Consider the following 408-nt stretch of genomic DNA (forward strand, 5'->3'; position numbering starts at 1 on the left):
CCGCTCGCTCAGCGGCGCTGAGCTGGGCGCGCTGGCGGCCTACATGGAGTCGCTGAAGTGACGGGCCACAGCGCCGGCGCGCCAGGGGTCGACGGCGCAGTGCGGGACGCAGCGGACGAGCCCGGCGAGACCGGCTTCGACACGCGCCTGTACCTGCGCTTCCCGACGCAGGGTGGGCGGCCGGCCGGCGAGTTGGAGGCGCTGGAGCAGGTGTGGGCGTCGCCCAAGGGCTGGCGCAGGCTGAGCGACGTCAACAACAACGTCATTGGCTTCATGTTCATCGTGACCGCCTTCGCGTTCTTCGTCGCCGCGGGCATCCTGTCGTTGGTGATGCGCGTGCAGCTGGCCGCGCCGCTGGCAGGCATCGTGCCGCAGGAAACCTACAACCAGCTGTTCACGATGCACGGC

The 408-nt window shown here is 70.1% G+C and carries 1 protein-coding gene; it reads left to right on the top strand.

The features are described 5' to 3' along the window. Window positions 1-57: 57 nt before the first annotated feature. On the top strand, window positions 58-408 hold a 351-nt coding region (locus IE209_RS33505; protein ID WP_373305472.1), incomplete at its 3' end, for a cbb3-type cytochrome c oxidase subunit I.

Origin of the sequence: Pseudorhodoferax aquiterrae (assembly GCF_014652235.1) — a bacterium.
GTDB lineage: Bacteria > Pseudomonadota > Gammaproteobacteria > Burkholderiales > Burkholderiaceae_C > Pseudorhodoferax > Pseudorhodoferax aquiterrae.